Source organism: Paraburkholderia sacchari, from assembly GCF_000785435.2.
Lineage (GTDB): Bacteria > Pseudomonadota > Gammaproteobacteria > Burkholderiales > Burkholderiaceae > Paraburkholderia > Paraburkholderia sacchari.
This window is the reverse complement of the sequence record NZ_JTDB02000014.1, coordinates 72,945-95,756: the sequence shown is the minus strand read 5'-3', so window position 1 is coordinate 95,756 and position 22,812 is coordinate 72,945. Positions and strand designations below refer to the sequence as shown.

General features: G+C 64.1%; 17 protein-coding genes. 10 read left to right on the top strand and 7 right to left on the bottom strand.

The window, feature by feature from the left end; genetic code table 11:
* Positions 1 to 169: 169 nt before the first annotated feature.
* Complete coding sequence (locus tag NH14_RS30740) at positions 170 to 2,890, bottom strand: helix-turn-helix transcriptional regulator (RefSeq protein ID WP_035534163.1); 2,721 nt, start codon at positions 2,888 to 2,890, stop codon at positions 170 to 172.
* Between the two features lie 335 nt (positions 2,891 to 3,225).
* Here NH14_RS30740 and NH14_RS30735 point away from each other — a divergent pair, with 335 nt between their 5' ends.
* The 7 genes from NH14_RS30735 to NH14_RS30705 all read left to right on the top strand — a co-directional run bounded on the left by NH14_RS30735 (position 3,226) and on the right by NH14_RS30705 (position 9,916).
* Positions 3,226 to 4,206, top strand: a complete 981-nt coding sequence (locus NH14_RS30735) for a quinone oxidoreductase family protein (RefSeq protein ID WP_035534164.1) — start codon at positions 3,226 to 3,228, stop codon at positions 4,204 to 4,206.
* 9 nt (positions 4,207 to 4,215) lie between these two features.
* Entirely contained in the window at positions 4,216 to 5,064 is an 849-nt protein-coding gene (locus NH14_RS30730) for a TauD/TfdA dioxygenase family protein (protein WP_035534165.1), read from the top strand.
* Between the two features lie 57 nt (positions 5,065 to 5,121).
* Complete coding sequence (locus NH14_RS30725) at positions 5,122 to 6,177, top strand: beta-keto acid cleavage family enzyme (RefSeq protein WP_035534166.1); 1,056 nt, start codon at positions 5,122 to 5,124, stop codon at positions 6,175 to 6,177.
* Positions 6,178 to 6,179: 2 nt separating this feature from the next.
* Positions 6,180 to 6,791 carry an RBBP9/YdeN family alpha/beta hydrolase gene (locus NH14_RS30720; RefSeq protein ID WP_035534167.1) on the top strand — a complete coding sequence of 204 codons (612 nt, stop codon included), beginning with the start codon at positions 6,180 to 6,182 and terminating at the stop codon, positions 6,789 to 6,791.
* Positions 6,792 to 6,929: 138 nt separating this feature from the next.
* Positions 6,930 to 8,219, top strand: coding sequence for an MFS transporter (locus tag NH14_RS30715; RefSeq protein WP_052148564.1), 1,290 nt, complete (start codon positions 6,930 to 6,932; stop codon positions 8,217 to 8,219).
* A 137-nt stretch (positions 8,220 to 8,356) separates the two neighbouring features.
* A complete protein-coding gene (locus NH14_RS30710) occupies positions 8,357 to 9,481 on the top strand; it encodes a porin (protein ID WP_035534168.1) in 1,125 nt (374 codons plus the stop codon).
* Between the two features lie 30 nt (positions 9,482 to 9,511).
* Positions 9,512 to 9,916 carry a BON domain-containing protein gene (locus tag NH14_RS30705; RefSeq protein ID WP_084225980.1) on the top strand — a complete coding sequence of 135 codons (405 nt, stop codon included), beginning with the start codon at positions 9,512 to 9,514 and terminating at the stop codon, positions 9,914 to 9,916.
* A 61-nt stretch (positions 9,917 to 9,977) separates the two neighbouring features.
* Here NH14_RS30705 and NH14_RS30700 read toward each other — a convergent pair whose 3' ends face one another.
* Positions 9,978 to 13,334, bottom strand: coding sequence for an enterotoxin A family protein (locus NH14_RS30700; protein ID WP_084225981.1), 3,357 nt, complete (start codon positions 13,332 to 13,334; stop codon positions 9,978 to 9,980).
* 343 nt (positions 13,335 to 13,677) lie between these two features.
* On the opposite strand from NH14_RS30700, the gene NH14_RS30695 reads away from it, so the two are divergent.
* Genes NH14_RS30695 through NH14_RS30685 form a run of 3 tightly spaced genes read left to right on the top strand, consistent with a single transcriptional unit; the run spans position 13,678 to position 18,372 of the window.
* The gene (locus tag NH14_RS30695) at positions 13,678 to 16,623 is read left to right on the top strand and encodes a molybdopterin oxidoreductase family protein (RefSeq protein ID WP_035534170.1); all 2,946 of its coding nucleotides are present in this window, start codon (positions 13,678 to 13,680) and stop codon (positions 16,621 to 16,623) included.
* 15 nt (positions 16,624 to 16,638) lie between these two features.
* Positions 16,639 to 17,391: a 4Fe-4S dicluster domain-containing protein gene (locus tag NH14_RS30690; RefSeq protein WP_035534171.1), complete on the top strand. Its 753-nt coding sequence runs from the start codon at positions 16,639 to 16,641 to the stop codon at positions 17,389 to 17,391.
* A 27-nt stretch (positions 17,392 to 17,418) separates the two neighbouring features.
* Positions 17,419 to 18,372, top strand: coding sequence for a dimethyl sulfoxide reductase anchor subunit family protein (locus NH14_RS30685; protein WP_035534172.1), 954 nt, complete (start codon positions 17,419 to 17,421; stop codon positions 18,370 to 18,372).
* A 70-nt stretch (positions 18,373 to 18,442) separates the two neighbouring features.
* Here the strand turns inward: NH14_RS30685 and NH14_RS30680 are convergent, their stop codons facing one another.
* From NH14_RS30680 to NH14_RS30660, 5 genes are all read right to left on the bottom strand, one after another.
* Positions 18,443 to 19,333, bottom strand: a complete 891-nt coding sequence (locus NH14_RS30680; RefSeq protein ID WP_035534173.1) for an amino acid ABC transporter substrate-binding protein — start codon at positions 19,331 to 19,333, stop codon at positions 18,443 to 18,445.
* A 290-nt stretch (positions 19,334 to 19,623) separates the two neighbouring features.
* Positions 19,624 to 19,959: a c-type cytochrome gene (locus NH14_RS30675; protein ID WP_035534198.1), complete on the bottom strand. Its 336-nt coding sequence runs from the start codon at positions 19,957 to 19,959 to the stop codon at positions 19,624 to 19,626.
* Between the two features lie 10 nt (positions 19,960 to 19,969).
* A complete protein-coding gene (locus NH14_RS30670; RefSeq protein ID WP_035534174.1) occupies positions 19,970 to 21,202 on the bottom strand; it encodes a molybdopterin-dependent oxidoreductase in 1,233 nt (410 codons plus the stop codon).
* A 170-nt stretch (positions 21,203 to 21,372) separates the two neighbouring features.
* Positions 21,373 to 22,131, bottom strand: coding sequence for an amino acid ABC transporter ATP-binding protein (locus NH14_RS30665; protein ID WP_152617333.1), 759 nt, complete (start codon positions 22,129 to 22,131; stop codon positions 21,373 to 21,375).
* 14 nt (positions 22,132 to 22,145) lie between these two features.
* Positions 22,146 to 22,805, bottom strand: coding sequence for an amino acid ABC transporter permease (locus tag NH14_RS30660; RefSeq protein ID WP_035534176.1), 660 nt, complete (start codon positions 22,803 to 22,805; stop codon positions 22,146 to 22,148).
* Positions 22,806 to 22,812: the final 7 nt, after the last annotated feature.

Genomic DNA, 22,812 nt, shown 5'->3' with positions numbered 1-22,812 from the left:
GCACGCGCGCTTCGTCTGTGCGGAATAACCATGAGCGCGCGCATGTCGTCGCGCGTCAGGTCGTGGCGCGCACGGTCAAGCACGCGGGCGGTGCAATTCACACAATGGGGTCCTATGCCGGCGCCGTTGCAGGCGCGGGTCCGGGCGTGGCGGGTTCCGCTCGATCGTTTCACTCGCCGCTTTCCAGCAACCCCAGTAATTGAGCGCGCAGCACGGCATGCTTGCGCGAACTCGCGCTCAGCTTGCCGAACAGGTTTTTCACATGCCACTTGGCGGTGACTTCGCCCACGCCGATTGCCTGCGCGATCTCCTTGTTGGAGAGATTGCGCGCGAGCAGTTCGAGCACCTCGCGCTCCTTGGGCGTGAGCACCGTGCTCGGCACCGCGCGCGGCGCGGCTTGCGCGCGACGGGGCGCACCGCCGGGCTGGGCCGTTTGCGCGAGCGTTGCCGACGCGAGTGCGGCGGGCTCGCCGCTGCCTTGCGTGGCGACCTCGCGGGTCCAGTCGGCCAGCGCCGGATGGGCGTGGTCGAGAACGCGCACGAGGCCATAGGTGCCGGTCAGGCCGATCGCTTCGTGCAGCAGCGGCAAGCCGTCCTCGCCGTTGCCTTTGGTCGCGAGTGCGCGCAGCCCCATGATCTCGATGCGCTCGCGCCCGAGCTTCATGGCGTCGGCGAGCGCTTGCGCGCGGTTCAGGCACTCGAGCGCGCGCGGCCAGTCCTGCTGGGCCAGCGCGGTGTATGCATGCGTCATGGCCTGGCGCCGCGCTACGTCGCGGCGCCAGAGCGGGCCGCGCCACGTGGGTTCGGATGTTTGCGATTGTTCGATGAGGGCGTCGAGTTGCGCGCTCAACTCGCGGCAGGTTTGAGCGTGTCCGCGCCCGGCGTGGACACGCACGCGCTCCGCAAGGCTCGCGATGGACAGGCGCGGCAACCCGCGAGCGGTGCCGGCGGCGTGCATCGCATCGAGCAGGTCGAGCGCACGCCGCTCCACGCCTTGGGCCTGGGCCACGCGCGCCGCGCATACATAGGCGATCAGCGAAGTCTCGGCGGTGCCGGAGCGTTCGAGCACGTCGAGCCGGTTCGCGAGCAGCGCATCGGCTTCGTCAACGAAGTCGCGCTCGAAGAGCGCGGCCGCGAGCACCGCCGCGAGCATGCACGGCAGCGGATGGCGGCGGCCCAGTTCGGCCTCGGCGCTCGTGAGCGCGCGGCGCAGCACGGTTTCGGCGAGCACGGCCTGGCCTTCGTTCAGATAGCTCAGGCCGCTCAGGAACTCGCCCCAGTAGGCGGCGTAGCGGTGCGCCTTGCCGAAGTCGCCGCGCGGCGCGAGTTGCAGATGGCGGCGCGCGTTGGCGGGTTCGCCCTGCAGCAGCTCCGCCAGCGCGAGGCGGTTCGCGTGCGTCTGGAGCCGGCGCGGCTCGGCAAGCGGCGGCGGCTCGCGCCACGGTGCAAGCAGCGCGAGGAAGCGGTCGGGCTCGTCGGCGTAATAGGCCGCGATGCTCAGGATGAGCGCGCATTCGTAGCGCCGCTCGGACGTGCAATCGGGCGCTTCGGCCAACGGCGCCACGAGTTGCCTCGCCTCGGCGTGGCGCTCGCTGAGCGCAAGCGCCCAGGCCGCCGCGAGGCGCAAATCGGGCTGGCGGTCGAGCTCCTCGGCGGGCAGCAGTTCGAGCCATTCGAGCGCGGTGGCGAGCCGCCCCTGCATGACCGCGCCGTAGAGCGAGCGTCCCGCGAGTTCGTATGCCACTTCGCGCTCACCGGCCGCGTGCGCGTGGCGCGCCGCTTCTTCGTGGATGCCGTGATCGGCGAGCCAGCGCATCGCGCGCCGGTGCAGGCCGGCGAGCTCGTCGGGCGGCAACTCGGCCAGACGCGCGCCAAGCGCCGCGCGCGCGAGCGTGTGCAGGCGGCACCACTCGCTGCCGTCGCTGGCCATGAAGATGGGCGTATCGCGCATGAGCCGCGCGAATTGCGCCGGGGCGTCGGGGCTGTCGAGCAGCGCGCGGCACAGGTCGGGATGCAGCATGTCGACGAGCGCGAGCCGTGTGAGGAACGCGAGGTCCTCGGGCGCGAGCCGCGCAAGCAGGCTGCTCACCAGATGCTCGCCTTCGACGCCGGGCTGCCCCTGCATGGCGTCGATGACGCCGCGCGGGTCGCCGCTCTTTTCCATCGCGGCGAGCGCGAGCTGCAGGCCGAGCGGCCAGCCGTCGGTGATCTCGTGCAGGCGCGCGCAACTGTCGGTGTCCACGCGCTCGCCAAAGCGCCGGCGCACGAGCGCGAGCGTTTCGTCGAGCCGAAAGCGCAGCGCCTCGGGGCCGAGGCAGACGCATTGCCCATAGGCGCGCAAGTCGTCGACGGCGGTTTCGAAGCCGCTGCGCGCGGCCACGACGATGCGCAAATTCGCGGGCGCGTTGTACAGCAGATAAAGCAGCGCCGCGCTGCCGACCGGCGAGAGCCGCTCTGCTTCATCGACGATCAGCACCAGATCGAGCGCGGACTGCGCGACCTCGGCAAGCCACGCAGTCAGGCCTTCGTTGGCGTCGGGCGCGGCAAAGGGGCTGTCGAGCAGCGTGTGCCCGAACTCGGGCTGCGCGCCGCCCACGCGCACGGCGAGCACGAGGCTATGCAAAAAGCGCTGCGGGTCGTCGTGCGCATCGGCGGACACCCATGCGACGGCCGCGCCGCGCGCGAGATGCTCGCGCCGCCATTGCGCGAGCAACAGCGTTTTGCCGAAGCCGGGCGGCGCCTGCACGACGATCGCGGGCTGATTGCGCAAGGGTTCGCTATCGAGATTCAGCCGCTCGCGCGCGAGCAGGTGGCGCGGCGCGCGCGGGGGCGTGGTCTTGAGCGTGAGTTCGGAAAACGGGGGCGGTGCGCCGCGGTTCGCAAAGGTCATCGGGTGAGTCGGAATAGGCCGCGCGGCGCGCAATGTCGGGTATCGGTCGGACGATTATATGCACGATGGCGCGCTGACTGACAATTCGATAACAACGCGGCAATAGCGTGACTGCAGCGTGTCGAGTACCCGGCGAATCCCTCAGTGATAACCCGGTAAACGGGCGAAATGAGTGGGGGTAGGCGGGCTCCCCCTCCTGGAAGGAGGGCGCGCGGCGCAACACCGCGTCCTACGATGGATTCAGTCACGATAGCTGTGTGCGTGCGCCAGTACGAGCGCCGCGACGGCCTATCGACCGGAACGAGCAGCAAGCAGGACCAACCAGGAGACAGAAGATGGCACATGCGATCAGGTTCCACGAGACCGGCGCACCGGAAGTAATGCGTTGGGAAGAAGTCAACGTGGGCGAGCCCGGTCCGGGCGAAGTGCGGCTGCGGCACGAAGCGGTCGGCCTGAATTTCGCGGACACGTATTTCCGCTGCGGCCTCTATCCCGTCCCGCTGCCGGCAGGCATGGGCGTGGAAGCGGCGGGCGTGGTGGAGGCGGTGGGCGCGGGCGTGACCAACGTCGTGCCCGGCGACCGCGTCACCTACACCGGCTTTATCAACACGCTGGGCGCGTATAGCACCGAGCGGCTGATTCCGGCCGCGCCGCTCATCAAGCTGCCCGACGCCATCGCCTGCGAAACGGCGGCGGCCATGACCATGCGCGGCCTCACCTCGGCGTACCTCATGCGCCGCATCTGGCCGCTGCAAGCGGGCGAGACGATTCTCGTGCACGCGGCGGCGGGCGGCGTGGGCCTGATCCTGTGCCAGTGGGCGAAGCTGCTGGGGTTGAAGGTGATCGGCACGGTGTCGACCGAGGAGAAAGCCGCGGTGGCCCGCGCGCACGGCTGCGATCACGTGATCCTCTATCGCAGCGAAGACGTTGCGAAACGTGTGCGCGAACTGACCGATGGCGTGGGCGTTTCCGTGGTCTACGACAGCGTTGGCCAGGACACCTTCGCGGCGTCGCTCGACTCGCTCAAGCGCCGTGGCCTGCTCGTGTGTGTGGGCACGGCTTCGGGCAAGGCGCCCGCGTTCGAGCCGCAAATCCTCGCGATGAAGGGCTCGCTCTACGTCACGCGCCCCGCGCTGGCCGACTATATCGCCGACCCGGCCGAGAAGACCGCGCTTGCCGACGAGATCTTCGGCCACGTTGCGGCGGGGCGCATCAAGATCGAGATTAACCAGCGCTACGCATTGCAGGACGCCGTGCAGGCGCACCGCGATATCGAAGCACGCAAGACGACGGGTTCTTCCGTCTTCACGATCTGAGGCCCCATCATGAGAATCGAACAACTGACCTGTGCGATTGGCGCGGAACTGGTGGGCGTGCGTCTGGGCGATGCGGTGCGCGACGACGCGCTGTTCGGAGAGATCAAGGCGGCGCTGCTCAAGCACAAGGTGCTGTTCCTGCGCGACCAGCAACTCACGCGCGCCGACCATGTGGCTTTCGCCAGACGATTCGGAAACCTTGAGGACCATCCGGTGGCGGGCAGCCACCCCGATTACCCGGGTCTCGTGCAGATCTACAAGACGCCCGAGCAGCCCAACGACCGTTACGAAAACGCGTGGCACACCGACGCCACGTGGCGCGCCGCGCCGCCGATGGGCGCGGTGCTGCACTGCGTGGAATGCCCGCCGGTGGGCGGCGACACCATGTGGGCCAACATGGTGCTCGCGTACGAGAACCTGCCGCAGCACGTCAAGGAACAAATCGCCGATCTGCGCGCGAGCCACAGCATCCAGGCGAGCTTTGGCGCCGTGATGCCGATCGAAAAGCGCCTCGCGCTGAAGGCGCAGTACCCGGACGCCGAACACCCGGTCGTTCGCACGCACCCGGAAACGGGCGAGAAGGTGCTGTTCGTGAACGGCTTCACCACGCACTTCGTGAATTACCACACCCCTGCGCGCGTGCGCTTCGGCCAGGACGGCAACCCGGGCGCGGGACAACTGCTGCACTACCTCATCAGCCAGGCGTACATCCCCGAGTACCAGGTGCGCTGGCGCTGGCAGCCGGGCAGCGTGGCGATCTGGGACAACCGCAGCACGCAGCACTACGCGGTCATGGACTACCCGCCATGCCACCGCAAGATGGAACGCGCGGGCATCATCGGCGACGTGCCGTATTGATCGGCTACTGACCGCCCGCCCCCTGCACGACGTCAAAACACAATACTGGAGGAAGACATGCAGTTTCTCGACAATTCGCTGCACCCCGAGAACATGGAGAAGGTTGTCATCACGGTTGCGCCGTATGGCCCCGAATGGATGCCCGAAGACTTTCCCGAGGACATTCCCGTCACGATGGAAGAGCAGATCCAGAAGGCCGTGGACTGCTACAACGCGGGCGCCACGGTGCTGCACCTGCACGTGCGCGAACTGGACGGCAAGGGCTCCAAGCGCCTGTCCAAGTTCAACGAACTGATCGCCGGCGTGCGCGCGGCGGTGCCGGACATGATCATCCAGGTGGGCGGCTCGATTTCGTTCGCGCCGGAAGACGACGGCCAGGCCGCGAAGTGGCTCTCGGACGACACGCGCCACATGCTCGCGGAACTCGAGCCGAAGCCCGACCAGGTGACCGTGGCGATCAACACCACGCAGATGAACATCATGGAGCTGCTCTACCCCGAGTATCTGGCGGGCACCTCGCTGGCGAACCCGGCGCTCCAGGCTGCGTATAGCGAAATGACCGTGCCGGCCGGCCCGCAGTGGCTCGAGGAGCATCTGCGCCGCCTGCATGCGTCGGGCATCCAGGCGCACTTCCAGCTGACCGGCATTCATGCGCTGGAAACGCTCGAACGCCTGATCCGCAAGGGCGCCTATCTCGGGCCCGTGAACCTCACGTGGATCGGCATCGGCGGCGGCTTCGACGGCCCGAACCCGTTCAACTTCTTCAACTTCGTGCACCGCGCCCCGCAGGGCTGCACGTTCACGGCGGAGTCGCTGCTCAAGAACGTGCTGCCGTTCAACATGATGGCGATGGCGATGGGCCTGCATCCGCGCTGCGGCATCGAGGACACGATCATCGACCAGCACGGCAACCGCATGACCTCGGTGCAGCAGATCGAGCAATGCGTGCGCGTGGCGCGCGAGCTGGGCCGCGAGATCGCGTCGGGCAAGGAAGCGCGCGAGATCTACCGCATCGGCACGTTCTACAAGGACGCCGATGAAACGCTGGCCGCCAACGGCTATCTGCCGAACCACAAGCCCGCGGGTCTGGGCCTCGTGAAGTCGGCGGCTTGATCATGGCGCGCCGCGAACCTGTCATCGTCATCGTCCCGGGGCTGCGTGACCACGTCGCGCAGCACTGGCAGACGCTGCTCGAAGCGCGCCTGCGCGCGCAGAACCGCCCGGTGGCCGCCGTGCCGCCGATGGGCCGCGACGACCTCGATTGCGCAGCGCGCGTCGAGGCCATCGAGGCCGTGGTCGCGGGCATCGACGCGCCCGTGATCATCGTCGCGCATAGTGGCGGCTGCGTGATGGTTGCGCATTGGGCCAGCCGTTATCCGCGTGCGATTGCGGGCGCGCTGCTGGCGGCGCCGCCCGATTTCGAGGCGGCGATGCCCGAAGGCTATCCGACGCTCGAAGCACTCGACGCGAGCGGCTGGCTGCCGGTGCCGCGCGTGCCGCTGCCGTTCCCGTCCATCGTGGCGGCGAGCCACAACGACCCGCTCGCTCGCTATGAACGCGTGCTCGAACTGGCGCGCGCGTGGCGCAGCGAGGTGGTCGATCTCGGCAACGTCGGCCACCTGAACCCGGCCAGCGGCTTTGGCGAATGGCCCGGCGCCGACGATCTGATCGCCGCACTGATACGCCGTGCGGAGCAAGACGCGCTGGAGGCGTCGCGCGGCGTTTGAGCCGTACCACGCGAGACAAGGCGGGCCGACACCGCTCTCGCTGCAGCACCAAATAAAAAATCACGCCAGAAGGGTATATCCGGGGCGCGTTCTCGCGCCCGGACACCGTGATAATTATTCATGGAGACAAAAGTGGGAATGCAAGCGACTGCCGCACTGGGAGACGCCCCTGCGGGCGCCCCATCCGTATCCCGGGCTTATGCCTGGAGTGTTTTTGCGCTGACCTTCGGTCTGCTGCTCGCCGACTACATGTCGCGCCAGGTGCTCAACGCCGTTTTTCCGCTGCTCAAAGCCGAGTGGATGCTCACCGACACGCAGTTAGGATCGCTGAGCAGTATCGTTTCGGTGATGGTCGGCCTGCTGACCTTCCCCTTCTCGCTGCTCGCGGACCGCTGGGGACGCGTGCGCAGCCTGATTCTGATGGCCGTGCTGTGGAGCATCGCCACGCTCGGCTGCGCCGTCTCGGCCAGCTACGGGCAGATGTTCGCGGCGCGCCTCTTCGTGGGCGTGGGCGAGGCGGCCTATGGCAGCGTAGGCCTCGCGGTCGTGCTCAGCGTGTTCCCGGCGCATTTGCGCGCCACGCTCTCGGGCTCGTTCCTCGCGGGCGGCGCATTCGGCTCCATGCTCGGGATGGCGTTGAGCGGCATCGTGGCCGCGCATTTCGGCTGGCGCTGGTCGTTCGCGACCATGGCGGTGGTCGGCCTCGTGCTCTCGGTGATCTATCGCATCGTCGTGACCGAGCGTCGGCTCGCGCCCGAGCGCGCACGTGTTGCTGCCAGCGCGGCGCGGCCCCGCTTCACGCCGCGCGGTCTCGCGCAGGCGCTGTTCACCTCGAAATCGGTCGGCTTCGCGTATGTGGCCTGCGGTATTCAACTGATCCTGCCGGGCGCTATGTTCGCGTGGCTGCCGAGCTATCTCGTGCGCACCTATGCGATGCGGCTCGACCGCGCGAGCGTGCTGGCGGCCGGCTTCGTGCTGATCTCGGGCGTCGGTATGATCGTGTGCGGAATACTGACCGATCGCGTGAGCCGTCTCAACGGGACCCGCAAATGGACCATGGCCATCACTTATTGCGTACTGGTATTCGCGGCGTTTGCCAGCGCGTTTCACCTGCCGCCGGGGCCGCTGCAACTCGTGCTGATCGGCGTTGGCATGTTGATGGCCTCGGGCGTGTGCGGGCCGACCGGCGCGCTGGTGGCCGAACTTACGGCGCCTTCGATTCACGCCACGGCCATGGCGCTCTGGTCGCTCGCCAACAATCTGCTCGGCCTGGCCGCCGGCCCGGTCATCGTGGGGTTGATCGCCGATCGCATGGGTCTGCATATGGCGCTGCAATGGATTCCGTTCGCGGCACTCGCGTCGGCGCTGCTGTTCGCGCTCGGCAAGCGCCGCTACGCGGGCGATCTCGCGCGTCAGCGCGACGTGTGAACGCGGTGGCAGGACAAGCCACGGCAGGCAGCAAGTAGCAAGACAACAAGAAGAAAAGCCGTTGATAAGAGGAAGACAGCGGGCCGCAAGCAACCAGCAGCACCAGGCGGCCTTGACAATAGTTTGGAGGAGAGAGCATGAAACGGAAGTTGAGCGTCGTGGCCGCACTCGCGGTTACGGCCGGCGCGGCACACGCGCAATCGTCGGTGACGCTGTTTGGCGCCATCGATACGGGGTTGTTGTATCAGAGCACTTCGGCGGCCTCGTTCGCGCCGAATGCGAAGAATCTGGGCCACGTGTTCGCGTTGAAGGACGCAGGCATCTATGCCAGCTTCTGGGGCATCAAGGGGAGCGAGGACATCGGCGGCGGCTACAAGGTCAATTTCCGGCTGCAAGGCGTGTTCAACAGCACCACCGGCAAGCTCGGCCTCGCGGATACCCCGGGCGCCACGGCCGTGTTCAACCAGCAGACGACTATCGGCGTTTCGGGGCCGTTCGGCTCGATCGACGCGGGCCGGCAATACACCCCGATGATCTACGCGATGGCGGACACCGATGTACGCAACGCGCAGTACTTCGGCAGTATCCTGAGCGCGTGGCTCGGGCTGAGCCAGGCGTCGGGATGGCCCGGCACGAGCACCAACGTGCCGTACGGCGCGCTGTACGACAGCAATGCCATCGTCTATCAATCGCCGAAGTTCTACGGTGCTTCGGCGGCGCTCGAATATGCGCCGGGCGGCGTGCCGGGGCAATTCCAGGGTGGCACGCGCGAATCGGCCGTGCTCAAGTATTCGAACTATGGCCTGAATCTGGCCGCCGTCTATTACAACGGCCACGATACGAACCTGCCGGCCAACGCCCCGGCCACCGGGCTCAACAACAACCGGTTCTACTACCTGGGCGCCAAGTACACGTTCCACGCGCTTTCGGTGTCGGCTTCGTACGGCATCGGCAAGAATCCGGCGAACACGCAGCATGGCAACTACGAAATGATTTCAGGCGGCCTTGGCTACCAGTTCACGCCTTATTTCAAAGTCACGTCCGGGTTCTATTATCTTAAGGATCGCAACGTCTCGGCGAACCATTCGAGCGAATACGCGGTCGGTGCGGAATACGGCTTGTCCAAGCGCACCCTGCTCTACGCGCAGGTGGGCTATGTGGACAACCACGGCACGATGAACCAGGCGATCACCTATGGCGCGCCGGTTGCGCCTGGCGTCTCGACCACGGCGGCGATGCTCGGCATTCGCCACTCTTTCTGATTTCGCGGTTCGGCTAACGGGAGCGTTGCCATGAATAAAAAAGGAATCCTGCGTATGAGTGTGGCCGCCTCGGTTGCGGCCTTGCTGGCGGGCGGGGCGGTGGGCGTGCGCGCTCAGGGTGGCGAGACGGCGGGAGCATCGGCGGCGGTGTCGTCCGCTGCGCAGGCGGCGCCAGCCGCGCCTGCTGCGTCCACGGCCAGAGAGGTGAGAAAGGCCAATCGCGCGCTCAGCCGCAAGGTGTACGCCGCGCTGGCGAAGCACAAGGAAATCGATGCGGGGAACATCAGCATTGTGGCGCGCGACGGCGCCGTGACGCTCAACGGCACGGTCGAGGAACAGTCGCAGATCGACACTGTGGCGACCGTGGCGAAGGCCGTGCCCGGCGTGAAGTCGGTGACCAACAAGCTCACGGTGCTGAAGCCTCTCGGGCAGTGAAGGCGCGACATGGGCGGACGGCTGGCCAGCCGTCCGCCCTGTTGCCGTTAGCCTGTTGCCGTTAGCCCGCTTGTGATGCGTTGGCGGACTGATTGACCAACGCCTCGTCGCGCCGCACCCAGTCCCAGATCGCGGCGGGCACCTTGTACGTCGAGTGTGGCGCCGCGGGCTCCGCTTTCCATGTCACATTTTTAGTAGCCGCGTCGCGCTGCAGGCTTCCCACTTTCGCTCCGTCGAGCCGACGGATCTCCAGCGCGTCCGCACCGGCAGGTACTGCGTAATACCCGTCGCGAAACAGCAATGCCGAATGCGTCCTGTTAAGCCATTCCGACGCCTTGCCCGGATCCTGGATGCTGTTTTCATTGCCGTCCCACGTTTCGCGCCCATCGATTCCCGGCACCTGGGTCACGAACCGGTTCGTTCCTGCCGGCAGTGCGCTGTCCGGGTCCTGATTGAAACGGTAGAACTTGTTTGCGCTCGCGGCGGGATACATGCCGAAATCGTTGAGCGTGACCGAAGGAGGCGTTACGCGGATACCGTTATCGTCCTTCATCGTCCATTTCGAGTAGTCCCCCTCGTCGTCGGCGCTCACCGAGAGCGCCGACTGGTTCCCCCCGCGCGTAAGGTACTTGTTGCCTTCCGCATGAATCAACCGGCCATTGTCATAGCGGAATACGCCGTTGAGCGAAGCGGGATCCGAGGGCCGCGCGCCCAGGACGAGATTTCCGGAGCTATCCACGCCCAGTGTGCGGCCCGCATTGTGGGCATCGTGAAAGCGGCCGTCGTCGCCGTAAATGAAGTGTCGCACGTTGGTGTTGTTGCTGTCGTTGCCTGAATCGCCCACATAGGTTTGCATCGACGCTGGCTGGGCAACCTTCGGCACGTAGAGGTGATTCCACGGGGCCCCATCGACAGGATTGATCAGCATGTTTCCACCATACGACGGCGGCGTTCCGATCGAAAACGCATCCAATGGACGTTGGTGGTCATCCGTCACGTTCCATTTGGTCGAGTTGTCATTGGCCGACGACGCGACCGATACCGAGGCGTCATAGCCTCCTCGCGACAGGTATTTTCCGTCCTCGGCGTGCCGCAGGCGATGGTCCGCTGTGTACTCGAACACGCCGTTCGTGCTGCTGGCGTTGTCCGGCTGGTTGCCGAGAAAGATATTTCCGTAGCTGTTCACGCGCAGAACGCGACTTGGGTCGGTTGCCGAATGGAAGCGGCCATCCGGACCGTAGTTAAACTGGTACTCCGGGTTCGAATTGCGGATCGCCGGGCCTGAATACGCCCACGACGTTGCAGAGGGGTCGTAGGCATAGATCCCGCCACTATTGCCTTCTGGACTGGGCGCTACGTCCGGAACGACCTGGACCGGACCGCGATAGTTTTCGCGGTTCGCCACCTGCGAGTTCATCAACTGAAGTCTGTCGTTCGCGTGGACATAGAACTGCACGGCTGCTTCGCTTGAATCCTGAGCGAGCGCCGTATGCGTTTTGCTGCCCTGTGTCGTGCTCGACGCATATGGTTTGAACACCGGGTCGTTCAGAGCCGGATCGTCGGCGCGGTAATGGGCGAGTTGGGGCTGCGCGCCAGCCGTCGACGTTCGGTCGTACACGTCCCAACGGTAGTCGGGATTGCGCTGCCAGGCGCCGGACGTACCGTTGTTCACTTGCCGCCAGCCGCGCACCTGTGTCCAGTAGAGATTGCCCATGGCTGCGAACTCGCCGCTGTTGCGCTGGCCGCCGAGGCTCTTGTCCACGTCGACCATATTGGGTGAAGGCGCTAAGTCGTACACGTAGCCCGTGGTCTTGCCTTGCTCGCCGGGCAGACGGCTCGCTGCTCCCGAGGAGTCGCGGAACGTGCCCAGATATCCGGCGCTGTCGAATATCTTGGGGTCGGCATTGACGTCGCCGGCGTGCGTGCTGAGATTCACATGGTCGAGCGTGGTGTTTCCCAGGCTGAAGCCGTTCTGTTTGCGCACCTCCTCGGGCGAGAGTATCGACGGGCGATATAGAGTGTCTGGCCGCGCAGGGTCGTCGGCGTCGCGCTTTTTGAGGTCTCCCGACAAATGGCTGCCTAACATCGCCCCCGGATTGGGAGGCGGTAGCGTGGGATCGGGCGCGATGGTTGGCTGCCTGGCGGTTTCCGGCGGTTCGATCTGCAAGTCCCAGTCGTGCGTAGTGCTGTAGCCGCTAGAGCCGGGGCCCCCCTCCAGTGAGTTGAGGGTTAGCGGTGGCGGGCCGCTGTTCTCGCGCGTTGGGGAGTAGTAGTTGATGCGCGCCCAGTACGGCATCCAGCTGGCGCCCGATGGCAAGCTGCCTCTCTGGGAATGGCTCAGCGCATGGGCTAGCTGGTTGAATCCTTCGTACCGGAACGCACCGAAACCATTGTCGTAGAGCACGTACTGGTCCTGCAGGTAGTCTCCCCTTGCGATACTTCTTTGTATCGAAATGATATGACCGAATTCTGAATGTGTGGGGCCATCCGATATCTCGGTCGCGGTTGCGAGGGATACCATGTCGATCTGCGGAGCGACAGGTGCTCCCGTTGTGGGGTCGGTCCTGCCATAGACGGAAAAGTTCTCGCGCAGGTTATCGATCACACTATCAGTTACGTCTGTCCGCTGGTCAAACGGGGTCCTGGAGTCTCCATAAGTGTTTGTCCAGCGTTCGTGGTTTGGCAGGTCGATATCCAGGCGCCCTCGACGGTGTTCCAATTGCAATCGGGTGACCTCACCCACAATGTTCTGACGGGCCGCCGGATTCCTGTAGAACGCCGCCATCATCGAGGTCGATGCGGAATACAGGTTGGCGTCTGGGTTGTCGTAATGTTGGGACACCTGTCGCATGACGAGTTGCGTCGTTCCGAAGCAACCGGTTGGACTTGTCGAAGGGCTGATTACCAGGCGCGCGTTGTTGTTGGCCGACGAAGGCTGATAAAAGCCGTTGTAACTGGCTAGGTCTATCGGGCTGGTCAGTTGGCCCACCGGATCGCTCTGTACAGGTGGCTTGAGCGTCACATGATCTTCTGGTGGCGGCGGTGTTTGCCTCTCTGTTCGCGATGGCTGCGCGGGCAGATTTTTGTCGTTCGGGATTGCGGCGCCATTCGGGGCTGCGCGCAATTGCGCTGTTGGCGGCGGTCGATCGGCTAGCGGCAGCTTTAGCGGTTGAGTCGATTGCTCCGGTTGAGTCGATTGTTCAGTTTGAGCCGATTGCTCCGAGTTTTCTTTTGCGCTGTCGGACGCGCCGATATTCGGACGTACATTGGATTCGGCGTCGTTGTTGTTCTCGCTGTCCGTCGCCGGCGACTCAGCGGTATTGTCCGCACGCTTTTGATTTTCGTTAATTGGTTCATTGGCGTCCTGACCCGGATTCCAATAGCCGGGATCGCTTACTCCGCTGACACTGCTCACCATGATGTGGCACCTTGTAATGGAAGCTAACGTTACTGGTTCAAAACGCACGGATGGACGAGCTGTTTCCACGCGTGTAACAGGCTAGCGAAAGCTTTGCTGGGCAAGGTAGTACGGAGCCATAGCGCCGCTAGTTGTGCCCGTGTTCCCGCATCTTTGCCTCCGTCGAGTGCGGATTGCATCGTCCGGCGCAGTACACGCGTTTGGCGAAAAAGCAGGATGAAGCGAAACTATAAGATGAGCCGATAGAACAGATCGCCAATCACGACTTTTATTATGTTCGCCGGGTTTATACGATAAGAGGGCATTCACACGAAAAGCCGCCCCCACAGGACCCGGAGGAACGATGGAGCACAAGGCCCGCACCCAGAACGAGCAGCTCGAGGTGAAAACGACGACCTGCTACATGTGCGCCTGCCGTTGCGGCATCCGCGTTCATTTGCGCGACGGCGAGGTACGCTATATCGACGGCAACCCCGAGCACCCGCTCAACCAGGGCGTGATCTGCGCGAAGGGTTCGTCCGGCATCATGAAGCAGTATTCGCCGGCGCGGCTCACGCAGCCGCTCGTGCGCAAGCGCGGCGCCGAGCGCGGCACCGCGCAGTTCGAGCCGGTCTCGTGGGACGTGGCGTACGACATGCTCGAAAAGCGCCTCGCCCACCTGCGCGCCACCGACCCCAAGCAATTCGCCCTCTTCACGGGCCGCGACCAGATGCAGGCGCTCACCGGCCTGTTCGCCAAACAGTTCGGCACGCCTAACTACGCGGCGCACGGCGGCTTTTGCTCGGCAAACATGGCTGCCGGCATGATCTATACGATGGGCGGCTCGTTCTGGGAGTTCGGCGGTCCCGACCTCGATAACGCGAAGCTGTTCTTCATGATCGGCACCGCCGAGGACCATCACTCGAATCCGCTGAAGATTGCGCTCTCGAAGTTCAAGCGCGCGGGCGGCCGCTTTATCGCCATCAATCCGGTGCGCACAGGCTACGCGGCGATTGCCGACGAATGGGTGCCCATTCGCCCCGGCACCGATGGCGCGCTCTTCATGGCGCTGATGCACGAGCTGATCGAAAGCGGCGCTTACGATCACGAGTTCGTTGCGCGCTATACGAACGGCGCGGAACTGCTCGACATGCGCACGGAAAGCGACACGTTCGGCCTCTTCATGCGCGACCCCGCCGTGGAAGAGCGCAACGCGCTCTTTCCGCAAAACCACATGTGGTGGGACCTGAACACGCAGCGCGCGGTCCCGCATCACACGCCCGGCGCGCGGCCCGCGCTGGAAGGCCGCTACACGCTCGAAGACGGCACGCCCGTCGCGCCGTCGTTCGAGTTGCTGCGCGAACGCATGGCCGGGAGCACGCCCGAATGGGCAGCGGAAATCACCGGCATTCCCGCCGAAACGATCCGCCGGCTCGCGCGCGAAATGGCCGAGGTGGCGCGCGACCACAAGATCACGCTGCCGATCCAATGGACCGACGCCTGGGGCGAAACGCATGAAACCGTGACCGGTGTGCCGATCGCGTTTCATGCGATGCGCGGTCTCGCGGCGCATTCGAACGGCTTCCAGTCGATTCGCGGGCTGGCGGTGCTGATGTCGCTGATGGGCACGATCGACCGGCCGGGCGGCTTCCGCCACAAGTCGCCGTATCCGCGCGCGGTGCCGCCCTCGGCGAAACCGCCTAACAAGCCCGAGGACGTCAAGCCGAACACGCCGCTCGCCAACGGCCCGCTAGGCTGGCCCGCCGCGCCAGAGGACCTGTTCATCGACGAGCACGGAGGTCCGGTGCGTATCGACAAGGCGTTCTCGTGGGAGTATCCGCTCGCCGTGCACGGCCTGATGCACAGCGTGATTACGAACGCCTGGCGTGGCGACCCGTACCCGATCGACACGCTGCTGATCTTCATGGCGAACATGGCGTGGAATTCGTCGATGAACACCGTGGAAGTGCGCAAGATGCTGGCGGACAAGCACGAAAACGGCGAGTACAAGATTCCGTTCCTGGTCGTGTGCGATGCGTTCCAGTCGGAAATGACCGCATTCGCCGACTTGATTCTGCCCGACACGACCTACCTCGAACGCTATGACGCGATGTCGATGCTCGACCGCCCGATCTCGGAGTTCGATGGCCCCGTGGATTCCGTGCGCGTTCCCGTGGTGCCGCCCACGGGCGAGTGCCGGCCGTTCCAGGAAGTGCTGGTCGAGCTTGCAAGCCGCCTGAAGCTGCCGGCCTTCACGACGCCGGAGGGTACGCGCAAGTACCGCGACTATCCCGACTTCATCGTCAATCACCAGACCGCGCCGGGTTCGGGTGTGGGCTTCCTGATCGGCTGGCGCGGCAAGGACGGCAAGGACGCGCTGGTCGGCGAGCCCAACCCGCGCCAGTGGGAAGAGTATGCGAAGAACAACTGCGTCTATCACTACACGCTGCCCGAGACGCTGCAATACATGCGCAATTGCAACGGGCCGTACCTGGACTTCGCGGTGGAGAAGGGCTTCCGCAAATTCAACGAGCCTATCGTCATCGCGCTTTATTCGGACGTGATGCAGAAGTTCCGCCTCGCGGCCCAGGGCAAGACCAAGGGGAGGCAGCCGCCCGACCATCTGCGCGCACGCGTGGCGAAGTACTTCGATCCGCTGCCGTTCTATCACGCGCCGCTCGAGCACGCGTCCACCGATCACGCGAAGTACCCGCTCGCGGCGCTCACGCAGCGCCCCATGGCGATGTATCACTCGTGGGATTCGCAAAACGCGTGGCTGCGCCAGATTCATGGGGAGAACTATCTGTACATGAATCCGGGCACGGCCGCCGCGCAGGGCATCGAGGACGGCGGGTGGATCTACGTGGAATCGCAGTGGGGCAAGGTACGCTGCATGGCGCGCTATAGCGAAGCGGTGGAGCCCGGCACGGTGTGGACATGGAATGCGATCGGCAAGGCGGCGGGCGCCTGGAATCTGGGCCCGGACGCGAACGAATCGCAGCGCGGCTTCCTGCTCAATCACCTGATTTCGGATGAGATACCCGATGCTTCCAGGGCGGCGCAGGGCAATGGGCGCGTCTCCAACTCCGATCCCATCACGGGGCAGGCCGCGTGGTACGACGTGCGCGTGCGCATCTATCCCGCCGAGCCCGACGCCGATCACACGCTGCCGCAGTTCGCGCCGATGCAGGCGCTGCCCGGCGTGACTGGCACGGGACCGGGAGGCGTGCTCAAGCGCGTCGTGCAGACCTATTTCGCGGGACGCGGCGAATTCGCCAGGCGGCTGCGCAAAGCCCCGCAAGACTATTGAACCGAGGAAACGGCTATGACACAGATGGCGCTCGTAATCGACCTGAACGTGTGCGTGGGCTGCCACGCGTGCGTGACGAGCTGCAAGGAGTGGAACACCTCGGGGGAGGCGGGCAGTCTTTCGGATAGCCGCCCCTACGACGCCGATCCTTCCGGCACGTTCTTCAATCGCGTGCAGACTTTCGAGGCCGGCACGTTCCCGCTGGCCGACACGATTCATTTCCCGAAGTCGTGCCTGCACTGCGAAGATCCGCCCTGCGTGCCGGTCTGTCCGACCGGGGCCAGCTACAAGCGCAAGGAAGACGGCCTCGTGCTGGTCGACTACGACCGCTGCATCGGCTGCAAGTACTGCTCGTGGGCCTGCCCCTATGGCGCGCGCGAACTGGACGAAGAGCGCAAGGAGATGACCAAGTGCACGCTGTGCTCGGACCGCATCAATAACGAGGCGCTGCCCGAGCGCGACCGCAAGCCCGCCTGCGTGCTGGCCTGCCCGACCTCGGCGCGTTTGTTTGGCGACATTCACGACCCGGATTCCGTGGTGTCGAAGGCGATTCGCGAGCGCGGCGGCTATCAGCTGATGCCCGAGTGGGGCACGCGACCCTCGAATCACTATTTGCCGCGCCAGACGATGTCGTCGTCGTCGTGTGGCGGCGGATCGTGCTCGTGCAAGGGCGAGACCGCCAATGGCGCGCCGGCTTCGATCGAATCGCAGGTCGAACGCGGCGAGCTGAATCTCGCGTCGATTGCGACCCGCTCGCAGGCGCATTAACCCCATCCACGCCAGAAAGGAACCAACATGAATCCGGCATTTTCCGTGGTGTTTCTCACCACCTTGATCGGCGCGGCGCAGGGGCTCGTGATCGCGCTCGTGGGCGTGGAGGCAGCGGGGCAGCTTGGCCTCGGCGATGGAGCTGCCGTGCCGCAACTCTTCTATGTGGCGGGCGCGGCGCTGTCGTGCGTGCTCGGCGCGGCGGGGCTGCTGGCGTCGTTCTTCCACCTCGGGCATCCCGAGCGCGCGTGGCGCGCTATTGCGATGTGGCGCACCTCGTGGCTCTCGCGTGAATGCCTGTGCCTGCCGCTGTTTCTCGCCTGCACGTTCGCCTATGGCATGGCGCATGTATTCGGCGCGCCCTATACGCTCGCGATAGGCGCCGTTGCCGTGGTGGCGAGCGGGCTGCTGTTCGTGTGCACGGGCATGATCTACGCGTGCCTGCGCTTCCTCCAGGAATGGGCGACGCCGCTCACGCTCGTCAATTTCGCGCTGCTCGGCTGCGCCTCAGGCTTCACGCTGGCGACGGCGTGCGCCGCGTGGCTTGCGCCCGCACTGGTCGGGCCGCTCGCGGTGCTCGCCTGTGTGCTGACGCTCGGCGGCTGCGCTTCGCGCGTCGCCTCGCTCGTGCGCAATGCGCGGCTGCGGCCCAAATCGACGGTGCAGAGCGCGACCGGCATCCGCAGCGCGCGCGTCGAGCAGAAGTCGCGTGGCTTCACAGCCGGCGCGTTCAACCTGCGCGAGTTTTTCCACGGCAAGACGCCGGCCACGCTCAAGCGGATCAAGTGGACCTTCCTCGTGGCCGCGTTTGCCGTGCCGTTCGTGCTGGTGGCGTTTGGCGCGAATGTGCGGCCCGTGGGCGCCTCATTGACGCTGCTGTGCGCCGCCGTGGTGATTCAGTATGCGGGGCTCGTGGCCGAGCGGTGGTTCTTCTTCGCGGAAGCGCGGCACCCGCAGAATCTTTATTATCGGCAGGCTTGATGGGACGCGATTGGCGGTAGCCGCTCCGAAACCGCCGGGCGCCGTGTCAGCTTCCCGGTGGTCCGATCCGTCATTGCGCTGGGCGATCGCTGCGTGCGATCAGGTTTGCCTTCAGCGCAGCGCTCATCGGCATCGTGAGATTTGCGCCGCGCGGCGGAATCGGCGATTCGAACCACTTCGCGTACAGGCGCGTGAACTCGCCGCTCTTCATCAGCCGGGTCAGCGTTGCGTCGACGAGCCGTTTGAACGCCGGATCATCCTTTCGCACCATACAGGCGTACGGCTCGATCTGCAGCGTTTCGCCAACGACTTCCCACGTGTCCGGGTCGCTTGCGTTCGCACGTAGCCCATAAAGCAGAACGTCGTCGAGTGCGAGCGCCGCCGCTCTGCCGTCTACTACGTCCTTCATGGCTTCGGCGTAATCCTTTGTCAGCACCACGTCCGCATCGATGTGCCGGGCGTCGAGTTGGCGGCGCAAGGCCTTCTCATTGGTGCTGCCGCCAACAGTCGCGACAACCTTGTGCGCGAGACCGGAATAATCGCCGATTTGCGATTCACGTTTGGTCATGAGGCGCGTGCCGGCATAGAAGTAGTTGATCGAAAATGTGACGTCCTTGCCGCGCGCAGAGGTATTTGTCGTCGATCCGCACTCGAGGTCAACGGTGCCGTCGACGAGCAACGGAATCCGGTTTTGTCCGGTAACAGGCATGTAGACGGTACGGAGATCCGGTTTTCGCAGTGCCTTTCGGACGTCATCGACAATGGCTTCGGTCACATCCACCGAAAAGCCAACCGCCTTGTGTGGCGTCAGCAGATAGCTGAAGGGCACCGCGGATTCCCGATACGAAACGACGATTTGTCCGGTTCGCGCAATCTTGTCCAACGTCTGCGCATGAGCGTCCGTCAACGCGGCATGGCCGACAAACACCGCGGCAAGCGCCGCAAGAGGGCGATGGATCATGATGGCTCCCGGGACGCGATATGCGCGCTCAGCGGTACGTTCCTGATACGAGTCGTAGCGGCGCGGCAGGCGGGCCGAAAATGGTCCGCGTCCCATCGAGCAACAGTCAACTCGGCCTGTAACTCACCATAAGATCCAGCCGACGGCATCTGATTGATTCAGGTCAATGGCTTCGCTCCCTTTGAAAAGCCATCTGGCAATCAGACAAGTGTTTAGCGAGCGACACAATCGGTAACCGTACCAGGCGCTCGCGTTAGAACTCGTTCGCCACGGATTTTCCGCAATTGCGGTCAGCGTTTCCCGTTGATCGTTACCAGATACCGGGCTATATCTTCGATACTTTCGGGCGGAAGCGGAGCGCCGTAGACCGCACGCATCTTGGTCACTTCGGCTTTCCAGTCGTCAAACGTCAGCGGTGGTTGACGCATCACCATACCCGCGGAGTGACATATCAGGCAGTGCGCGTTCGCGAGATCCGACCCCGGTCCTTGCGGGAACGGGTTACCCGTGGGCAGCGAAACCTCCACGGTGTTCTCCGCAACGCTGCCTGGTGATTTGGCGGCGACTACGCCTGTTGCGACAGCGCCTGCGAAAGAGATAGTGACCCATGCAGCCCATGCCCTCATGATTCGCTCCTCAAGCCGCAACGACGGTCATGGATTCAATCACATTGCGCATATAGCCGCCTGGATTCCAGTTTGGCTTGTCCGGTTGCTGGACACCGTTATCGTTGACAGCCTTCACCTTTAGCACGAATTGACCCGCCTGCCGCGGAAGGAACGACGCTTCCCAGCGGCGAAAGCTATATTTTCCGTAATCCGGACCAAGCTTCGCGGGCGTCCACGTCATCCCGTTGTCTGCTGAAAGATGCACCTCCCGGACGCCGGCATCGCCCCCGAACGCAATCCCGCGTACAGGCTGCGGCCTGCCGACATCCACGACAGAGCCGTCGCTCAGGTTCGTGATGAATGAGCGTGGCACCATGCGGGTGATCGCAACGGTCTTGACCCCGCTTTGACCCGGTGACACGTTCGCATTAGGCGTGTCTGGAATCTGATAGGCCTTGGCCATCCAGAAGTTGGTATCCGGCGTGTCGATGACCTCGATATCGTTGAGCATCTTCACCCAGTAAGTCGAATACCACCCGGGGACGACCAACCGGAGCGGGAACCCGTTTAGAAATGGCAGCGGCTTGCCGTTCATTGCGAATGCCACCATCACTTCGCCATCGCGGGCGCGATCGACGCTGAGCGTTTTGACGAAGTCGGGCGTAGCCGGGATCGCACCCGCATCGGCCCCGTTGAAGCGCACCTGAACCGCGCCCGCCTTCACGCCCGCGCGGTCCAGAATGTCCTTGAGGCGCACGCCGGTCCAGCGCGCGTTTCCCATCGCGCCATTACCCCATTCTCCGCCCGCAACGCGCGGCTTGAAGAAGCCTCGCGAGTTCCCCGCGCATTGGTTGACGGCGGCGACCTCGACTCGCTCGAACTCCCTGGACAGCTCTGCAAGTCCGAGCACGACTTCGTGCTGCACCGCTCCATGAACCCGGACCCGGAAGCTGCGAGCGTCGATGCTGGTGGGTATGCTGGCCAGGTGCCAGCGCACAAAGAACTGATTGTTGGGTGTGAAAACACCCTGATCGAAAACGGAGAATGGTGTTTCCAGCAGCGGTGGACGACTGCGGACCAGCAGCATTTCGCCTTTTTGCGGAAACGCCGTGGTCAATTCCCGCAGGCCGTTCTCAAAGGGCAGGGTGATCGCATTTGCCGCTCGCGCAAGGTCTGGCAGCCCCCACGTAAGGCACCCAGCGCTTGCTGCCATGAGGGACTGCAGCAACTGACGACGCCTGATGTTGTATCCATCGATCATCGCATTCTCCGAGTCCGCAAACAGGGTGGCGCTGTCTTTGCGCCGGGCAGGATTCAGCCGGTATCCGAATTAATATATGCACTTTGACAGCGAGACTCTACGCGGAGTTACCCGAGAGGCGGGGGCAAAAGTCTTTGCTATCGGGACGTCTGCGATCGGCGAGCCACACCTCACCGCCTCGCCGACGCCGAAAGATGATTCTTCAAGAACGCGCGCGTGCGATCTTGCCGCGGATCGCAAAGCAATTGATCTGGCGGACCTTCCTCAACCACCACCCCGCGATCCATAAACACGATCTTGTCGGCAACCTCGCCTGCGAAGCGCATTTCGTGCGTGACGATCAGCATGGTCATGTTCTCGGCGGCCAATTGCTTCATGACCGCATTCACCTCGTCCACCAATTCCGGGTCCAGCGCTGAAGTCGCTTCATCGAACAGCATGACCTTGGGCTGCATCGCCAGCGACCGCGTAATCGCGACGCGCTGCTTTTGCCCTCCGGACAACTGCGAAGGGTAGGCGTCGATCTTATTGGCGAGCCCCACCTTCGAGAGCAGCTTCAACGCAAGCTCGCGAGCCGCGTCCTTATTCATACCCTTGAGCTTGACCGGACCCAGAATGATATTTTCCAGCACGGTCAAATGCGGAAACAGATTGAAGTGCTGAAACACCATGCCCATCTGCTGCCGCACCGCGTTGATATGCTTTTCGAACGCGCGGCCCGTCAGCGGCTGATTCACCTGCAAGCCGTCAAGCCACACCTCGCCCCGATTCAGGGTCTCCAGATGGTTGATCGAGCGAAGCAGCGTGCTCTTTCCCGACCCGCTCGGCCCGATGATCGCGACGATCTGGCCACGCGAAACGGAAAGATCGATTCCCTTCAGAACCTCCAACGCACCATACGCTTTGCGGGCGTCCTTCACTTCAACCATGGGTTGCAATGCGCTCATCGCGTCACCTCGATATTTTTTTCGACTCGCCGCAGGCCGGATTCCATCGCCAGATTGCACAGGTAATAAAGTACCGCCACGCTCAAATAAAACTCAAACGGACTGAACGTGTCGCTAATGGCGTGCTGCGCGCTGTTGACGAGTTCGGCGATGCCGAGGACTGAAACCAGCGACGAGTCCTTCAACAGGACAATCATGTTGTTGCCGATGGGCGCAATGGTTTTGCGAACCGCTTGCGGAATCACGATATGGAGCAGCGTGCGTCCGCGGCCGAAGCCGATCGAGCGCGCCGCCTCGGTCTGTCCATGATCGACCGACACGATGCCCGCTCGGATCACGTCCGCGTTGTAAGCGGCAAAATGCAGGCTCAGGCCGATGATGCCGGCGCCGAACGCGGGAATGTCGATGCCGATCTGCGCGAGTCCGAAATAAATCAGAAAGAGCTGGAGCAGAAGCGGCGTGCCCATGAACAACCAGATGAAAAGGCGCACCGGATAACGGACGAAGGCGGGCGCGTACATCACGGCAAGCGCGAACAAGATGCCGAAAGCCAGACTCAGGAACGACGCCGCGACGGTGAGGATCACCGTCCACATGAGGCCCTTGAGCAGCAGCCCGGTGTAGGGAAAAACGATACTGAAATCGAGTGGTGACATCCGTGCT